This window comes from Synergistaceae bacterium (assembly GCA_017540085.1).
In the GTDB taxonomy this organism is placed as follows: Bacteria; Synergistota; Synergistia; order Synergistales; family Aminobacteriaceae; genus JAFUXM01.
The window spans coordinates 49,237-56,218 of the sequence record JAFYBQ010000016.1 but is presented as its reverse complement, the minus strand read 5'-3'; the positions used below and the strand labels follow the sequence as shown (position 1 = coordinate 56,218).

The window sequence follows — 6,982 nt, the reverse complement described above, 5'->3', positions numbered from 1 at the left end:
GCGGTGTCGAATGCGTCTCGCAAGTGGACAATGCCGATAAGCAACTGGTCAAAAGCGTTAAGCCACTTCTATGTGAGATACGCGGATCGTTTTCCGAAAGTGGCATAGAAAATCTCATACACAGTTTACTTGACAGACCCTGATTGCGCAGGCGACTCCGTGCGGTGTGTCGTAAAGTGCTGAGAGTCCGTGCGCCATGCTGTGAACGATTCCGAGTCCTACGTTCGAGAATCCCATTCCGGCGATGTACTGTCCGAGTGCCATACCCTCGCGGCCTTCAGGAGTCCCGGCGACTGCACCGCGCAGACTGTGCGAGATAAGCTCAATGGCTTTCAGGTGGAACATGTCGGAGATTTCGCAGTGTCCCTTAGTGATATAGCCCTCGATGGCATGAGTCAGCGCGTCCATACCTGTGGAGGCTGTGAGTCCTTTGGGCATTGATGACATCATATCGGGGTCAACAACTGCGATTTCAGGAATGTCGTTTGTGTCGACACAGACAAATTTGCGCTTCTTCTCAACGTCTGTAATAACGTAGTTGATTGTTACTTCCGCCGCTGTACCTGCTGTTGTGGGAACTGCGATTGTGAAGACTGCGTGCGTTTTTGTCGGGGCGACTCCCTCAAGGCTTCTCACGTCAGCAAATTCGGGATTGTTGATGATGATTCCGACGGCTTTCGCTGTGTCCATTGCCGAGCCTCCGCCGATTGCGACGATTGAGTCGGCCTGTGCTTTCTTGAAGGCCGCGACTCCGTTCTGAACGTTCTCGATTGTCGGATTCGGCTTGATGTCGCTGTAAACCTCGTAGGCTATTCCGGCTTTGTCGAGGAGGTCTGTTACTTTCTTGCTGACCCCGAACTTCACGAGGCTTGCGTCTGTGCAGACAAATACTTTCTTTTTTCCGCGTGCTTTGAGGTCTGCGGGAATGTTCTCGATTGCGCCTTTTCCGTGATACGATATGTTGTTAAGTACTATACGGCTTGCCATTACAATAATTCCTCCTTAATGATTTACTCTTTATTTCTCTTTACCCCTCTGTTTCCTCCTTGGCAGGTTCACCCCACTTCCGCTTGCGCTCCCTCCCCCCTTGCCAGGGCTACCCCCCTGTATCCCCCCTTGCCAGGGGGGACGAGAGACTCGCCGAGCTTCTTGCCTCCCCTGCGTAAGGGGAGGTGGCCGTAGGCCGGAGGGGTCGGAGGGGTCGTACTCCTGCGTAAGGGAAGGTATTAGCTTGCTGACGAAAGGGACACAGATGGATTATTTCCCTATGCTAAATACCCTTCACGGGCTTTTACGCTGAATCTTCCCTCTAACAGGTGCATTTGCTCATCTGTGATAGTGTTGACTAGGGGAAGGTGCGCTATCTTCATGTAAATCTCCGCGCCTTTCTCCGCCGTCTCAATGAGTCCGAACGCCTCATCAAGATTTTCACCCGCTCCGTAAAGCCCATGCTGCGCCCACACAACGAGCCGGGCTGTCTTCATTTTCTCCGCTGTAGCCTCGCCGATTTCGTTCGTCCCGCAGAGCATCCACGGCAGAACGTTCACGCCGTCCGGGAAAACTACAATACATTCCGTGCACATCTGCCAGAGTGTCCGCGTAAATGCTTTCTCGTCAAGCGTGTGTACGTAGGTCATCGCGAGAAGGTTTGTCGGGTGGCAGTGCATTATGACTCTGTTCGAGGGGTTGACGGCGAGTCGTGTCGCGTGGCTCATCATGTGCGCGGGAAATTCGCTCGTAAATTTTCCACCGTCAGTGAAGCCCCATAACAATTGCGCATTCTCTCCCCCGTCAGCAATTTTCACGAGTCCCAGATTCACAGCGGGTTCATACTGCACATTCTTGAAGTATTTTCCCGTCCCAGTAACAAGAAAGTACTTGCCTTCAAGCGAGGGAGCGCGGAATCCTGTCGGGATTGTCCGTAAGACTCTCTTCACATCTCCGTATTCTGCGACTTCTGACTCGTCAAGCATGAGGGAGATATTACCGCCGTTGCGCTCGTCCCAGCCGTGATTGTACATGTTCGTGCATGTCCGAATCATTTCGACAAGGAAAGGTGCTGTCATTATGTCCTTCATGGCCGGCTATCCTCTCTTGCTGAGTACGTCAGCTTCGTACTTCTCGACTTTCGGGAACCATTCGCCGTCTAGGGGCTTACCGCAAACACCGCAGTATTCATCCCAGACATCGCCGAACGGTAGAGTCTTCAGCTCCTCCTGACACACAAGCAATTTGCTGAACTCGCCTTTGTCCTGCATGGCCTTCAACGATTCGACGGGCTGCAACAGTGCGAACAATAACGCCTTCTGCGCGTTCCTGTAGCCCATTGTCCACGCCGCAATACGGTTGATTGAAGCATCAAAGTAATCAAGCGCAATATGCACACGGCCTTCAAGACCTCCGCACCTGACTATTTCGCGGGCAATCTCTTTCATTTCATCATCGAACAGTACAACGTGATCTGAGTCCCATCTCACCGGGCGCGTAACATGAAGTGCAATCTCCGGGAAGAACGCAAGAAGAGCGGGAATCTTGTCGCTCACAACTTCTGTCGGGTGATAGTGTCCGTTGTCCATGAGGGGAATACATTTGCCCATGTTCAGAGCGGCGTAACTCAATGCAAATTCCGCGCTTCCTACCGTGTAAGCCTCGACTCCGATTCCGAAAACTTTGCTTTCTACGCAGGGTTTCACTTTGCTGAAGTCGTAAGGCTCTGTGAATATTGCGTCGATTGACTCGCGGTATCTTTTGCGCGGGCCGATTCTGTCGGCGGGAATGTCCTTGAAGCCGTCGCCCGTCCAAATGTTCATGACGCAGGTTTGTCCGAGTTCCTCCGCAAGATATGCGCTGATTCGTATGCTGGCCTTCCCGTGATCTATCCAGAATTTTCGAGTGTCATCATTCGGTGAAGAGAGCGTTAGAGGGTCGCATTTCGGGTGTGAAAAGAATGTAGGGTTGAAGTCGCAGCCGAGTCCGCGCTCCTTGCAGAATGCCGCCCATTTCGCAAAATGTTTCGGCTCTAATTTGTCGCGGTCTGCCCATTCCGAGCCGTCAAAAATCGCGTAGCTTGCGTGAAGATTCATTTTCGGCGTACCGGGTATGAGGCTCATTACCTCGTCAAGATCTGACATTAATTCGTCAGGAGTCCTTGCGCGCCCGGGATAATTTCCCGTTGTCTGTATACCGCCTGTGAGGGGCTTGCTTGGGTCTGTGTCGAATCCGCGTACGTCATCGCCCTGCCAGCAGTGTAACGAGACAGGTACGGACTTCAGCTTTGAGATTGCCGCGTCCGTGTCAACGCCGAGAGCTGAATATTTTTTCTTTGCTTCTGAATAGCTCAACTATACCGCCTCCATTTGTATTTTGAGATTGCCCAGTGATGTAGCCTCTATCGGAAGGGCAATAACTTTCTTTCCTGTTGCGATTTCGGTTAAGCGGTTGAGGTATGAATTTTTCGCCCCGCCCCCGACAATGTATATACTGTGATATTTCCTGCCTGTGATGTTTTCGAGTTCGTTCACCGTGTCCCGGTAAGTGTTGGCTAACGAGCGGTAAGCGCACCTGAAGTAGCCTGCAACATTCGCGGGCTTGTGCCTGAGATTAGAGTCAAAAGCGTCCTTCATGCTGTCAGGGGACAGAAACATATTGTCGTTAGCGTCTACAGTCTCATCAAACGAATCCGCTTCAGCCTCCCGGACTATTTCGCCGAAATCTTTTTCCGGGCAAAGCTCATCCCGCAGGCGGTTCACGAGCCACATTCCCATGATGTTACGCAGATAACGGATATAGCCGACTCCGCCCTCGTTCGTGAAATTTGACGACATACTATGCATTGATGTTACGGCGTGAGGCATCTTTACACCTAGGAGGCTCCACGTTCCTGAAGAGATATAAATCTCGCTGCCCTCCATAGGGATTCCCTCGACCGCGCTGGCTGTGTCATGAGTCGCGCACAATACACACTGAATCCCCTTGTACGCTCCCAGTTTTGTGCCGGGATTCTGGAGGAACTTGAAGAGGTTTGACGGGAGTCCGAGACGCGCAATAATTTCCTGGTCATATTGCTATGTCTGAGCGTTTACCATTCCGCCTGTCGTAGCGTTCGTATACTCGTGGGACTTTACCCCGCACAATTTGTACAGCAGGTACTCAGGCATAAGAAGGAAATCCGTAACACCCTCAAGCCTTCCCGCAAGTTTGTCCGCGTAGATCTGGTATATCGTGTTGAACGTCTGAAGCTGAATCCCAGTCCGCGAATATAATTCCTCAAACGGTATCAGCTTGTGTACTTTCTCGATCGGCTCAATCGTCCTCAAATCACGGTAAGCGTAGCAGGGCAGGACTTCCGAGTCTCCCTTCATGAGAACGTAATCGACTCCCCATGTATCGATAGAGAGGCTCACGATGTCGGGCGAAATTTTGAGGGCCTCATCGATTCCGCGCTTGACGTGTGAGACGAGCGACTCAATGTCCCATGTGAGATGGCCGCCGGACTCCTTCATGCCGTTCGGGAAGCGGTATACTTCCTTTGTGAGGATTTTCCCGCTTTCATTCCAGCCGAGTAAATGACGGCCTGATGACGCACCTATATCAACAGCGAGATAATATTTCATGGATAATGACTCCTCGCGGTAATATTTTGTTATGTTGTGAAATTTTTTCTGGGTGTGCTAATTATCCGACATGAGACCGGGAAATTCAAAGCGCATTTTCACGCAAAAAGTATCATCATTTGCCGTCCCTGTAGTGCTTGGGACTCTTCCCGTAACACTCGGTGAAAATTCTGTGGAAGTGAGTCATGTTCTCATAGCCGACAAGGTACGCAATATCATCGACTCTTTCGTCCGTGTTCAGGAGAAACCATGCCGCTTGGGATAGCCGCCTTTCCTGCAAAAGCCCGGTGAAGTTGCGCCCGGTCTTTTTGCGTATGAGGCGCGAGAGTGTCGTGTTGTTGTAGTGGAGAAGCCCCTGCAATCTCGTTGAGAGTCCCGCTCCTGTAATTTCCCTCAATGTAGCGCAGAACTTTCGTAAGCCACCTCACAGCTAAAGCCGGAGGCTTTCAGCGAAGTATGGTACACGGACTAATGTCTGAACACGCTTGTTACCGCTTCAGAATACCCTTATTCACTGGGGCGTGCTTACTCGCCTCTATACGGTAAGACCCTAAAGCCTATCCGCTTACTTTTTACGACTTACTCCCCCGCCTTATGTTTGGGCAATTTTTATGCGGAAATCGCAAGGGCGACATGCCAGCCCGGAACGGCTCTAAGACCGTTGTGTATTTATCCGTTCCTGTTACAGAACGCCCATTTGTTAATATATTTGTATTTTAAGAAACAAAAGGGAAAAAGTAAAATAAGTTAGCTCGTTTCCTCCACATAGCTAAAGCAAGGGGAATCCACGCGGTATTTTGATGATAGCAGAAACCGTAAAAATTTTATGGCACTTTAAGTTATGATATACTTCATTGAATTTTTTGACGATTGGAGATGTTTATTTGAACACTCAGGGAATGAACATTCAGGAAGTCAGCGTATTCATAATTTACTTGGTATTCATGCTGTCGATAGGGATATGGTTTTTCTTCAGGGACAAGCACCAGACAGAGAAGGGATATTTCTTAGGCGACAGGAAGATGGGCCCTTGGGTCGCGGCACTGTCAGCAGGAGCGTCAGACATGAGCGCGTGGGTTCTCATGGGACTTCCGACATCAATATACGCGCTTGGACTCGGACAGGTGTGGATAGCTGTCGGACTCGCTGTTGGCTATTCACTGAGCTGGATATATGAAGCCCCCCGCCTGCGTACATTCTCAATCGAGGCTAACGATGCAATAACCGTCCCTCAGTACCTCACAAACCGCTTCATGTCGGAATCGAAAGCCCTGCAGATAATCTCGGCGGCGGTCTTCCTTGTGGCCTATACGATTTACGCGGCCTCAAGCATAAAGGCGTGCGGGACTCTCTTCAACACCGTAACGGGACTCGACACGACAATAGCAATGTACCTCGCGGCGATAATCGTAATCAGCTATACATTCCTAGGCGGGTTCAGCGCGGTATCATGGACGGATTTCTTTCAGGGGATGTTAGTTTTGTGCGCGATGTTCATAGTACCCATAGCGGCGGCGGCAATGCTTGAAGCGGGAGCCTCTGCGAAAATTGACACGCCTAATTACTGGAATGTATTTTCATCGTGGCAGGACATAGTATCAGGACTCGGCTGGGGGCTGGGCTATTTCGGAATGCCTCACATCATCATCCGCTTCATGTCGATAAATTCACAAAAAGAATTGCGGAAGTCGGCGAAAATCGGAATCACATGGACGGTGCTAATACTAATTTTTGCGGGGCTTGTCGGTGTAATCGGGCGTATGTTTATCGGATTCGACGAGGCCGTGAATAATAACTCGCTTGTGTTTGTCGTGATGACGCGGCGAATTTTCCCGTCGGTAATTTCAGGCGTATTGCTGTCTGCTGTTCTTGCGGCGGCGATGAGTACTGCGGACAGTCAGCTACTGGCGGCGGCCTCTGCGTTTGCGTCAGACGTATACCGCCCTGTGATTCGCGGGGACAAGGCCGGAAACCGTGAAATGCTCTGGGCGGGGCGCATTGTAGTATTGCTGATAGCTGTTGCGGCACTGATGATAGCTTCAAGCCCTAATGCCGGCTCTATAATGTCGCTTGTCTCAAATGCCTGGGGCGTATTCGGTGCTGCGTTCGGCCCTGCGATAATGCTTAGTCTTTACTGGAAGCGTTTCACGTTTGCGGGAGCTGCCTGCGGAATTTTCACGGGAGCTGTAGTAGACATTGCCTGGCTTACGTACATGGCCGACACTGGAGTCTACGAGATAATACCGGGATTTTTCGCGGGATTAATTGTTGCGGTAATTGTCGCGCTAATCACTCCGAAACCGTCAGCAGATGTTGAGTCCCTCTTTGACAGTGCTGTGAAAAAGTCTGCGGAATAGTCATCGGGGAAA

General features: G+C 50.8%; 7 protein-coding genes. 1 reads left to right on the top strand and 6 read right to left on the bottom strand.

Annotated elements, in window-relative coordinates; genetic code table 11:
• Positions 1-114 precede the first annotated feature (114 nt).
• From IKQ95_03265 to IKQ95_03240, 6 genes are all read right to left on the bottom strand, one after another.
• A complete protein-coding gene (locus IKQ95_03265) occupies positions 115-987 on the bottom strand; it encodes an iron-containing alcohol dehydrogenase (GenBank protein ID MBR4195713.1) in 873 nt (290 codons plus the stop codon).
• Positions 988-1,265: 278 nt separating this feature from the next.
• Complete coding sequence (gene rhaD, locus IKQ95_03260; GenBank protein MBR4195712.1) at positions 1,266-2,078, bottom strand: rhamnulose-1-phosphate aldolase; 813 nt, start codon at positions 2,076-2,078, stop codon at positions 1,266-1,268.
• Positions 2,079-2,084: 6 nt separating this feature from the next.
• Positions 2,085-3,341 carry an L-rhamnose isomerase gene (locus IKQ95_03255; GenBank protein ID MBR4195711.1) on the bottom strand — a complete coding sequence of 419 codons (1,257 nt, stop codon included), beginning with the start codon at positions 3,339-3,341 and terminating at the stop codon, positions 2,085-2,087.
• A complete protein-coding gene (locus IKQ95_03250; GenBank protein ID MBR4195710.1) occupies positions 3,342-3,956 on the bottom strand; it encodes a hypothetical protein in 615 nt (204 codons plus the stop codon).
• A gap of 108 nt (positions 3,957-4,064) precedes the next feature.
• On the bottom strand, positions 4,065-4,613 hold the full coding sequence (locus tag IKQ95_03245; GenBank protein MBR4195709.1) for a hypothetical protein: 549 nt from the start codon (positions 4,611-4,613) through the stop codon (positions 4,065-4,067).
• A 115-nt stretch (positions 4,614-4,728) separates the two neighbouring features.
• Positions 4,729-5,010: a helix-turn-helix transcriptional regulator gene (locus IKQ95_03240; GenBank protein ID MBR4195708.1), complete on the bottom strand. Its 282-nt coding sequence runs from the start codon at positions 5,008-5,010 to the stop codon at positions 4,729-4,731.
• Positions 5,011-5,497: 487 nt separating this feature from the next.
• On the opposite strand from IKQ95_03240, the gene IKQ95_03235 reads away from it, so the two are divergent.
• On the top strand, positions 5,498-6,970 hold the full coding sequence (locus tag IKQ95_03235) for a sodium/proline symporter (GenBank protein ID MBR4195707.1): 1,473 nt from the start codon (positions 5,498-5,500) through the stop codon (positions 6,968-6,970).
• Positions 6,971-6,982: the final 12 nt, after the last annotated feature.

Excerpts from the sequence above, each read along its gene's own strand:
- IKQ95_03265 (MBR4195713.1), bottom strand. The coding sequence starts at position 987 with ATGGCAAGCCGTATAGTACTTAACAACATATCGTATCACGGAAAAGGC.
- rhaD (MBR4195712.1), bottom strand. The coding sequence starts at position 2,078 with ATGAAGGACATAATGACAGCACCTTTCCTTGTCGAAATGATTCGGACA.
- IKQ95_03245 (MBR4195709.1), bottom strand. The coding sequence starts at position 4,613 with ATGAAATATTATCTCGCTGTTGATATAGGTGCGTCATCAGGCCGTCAT.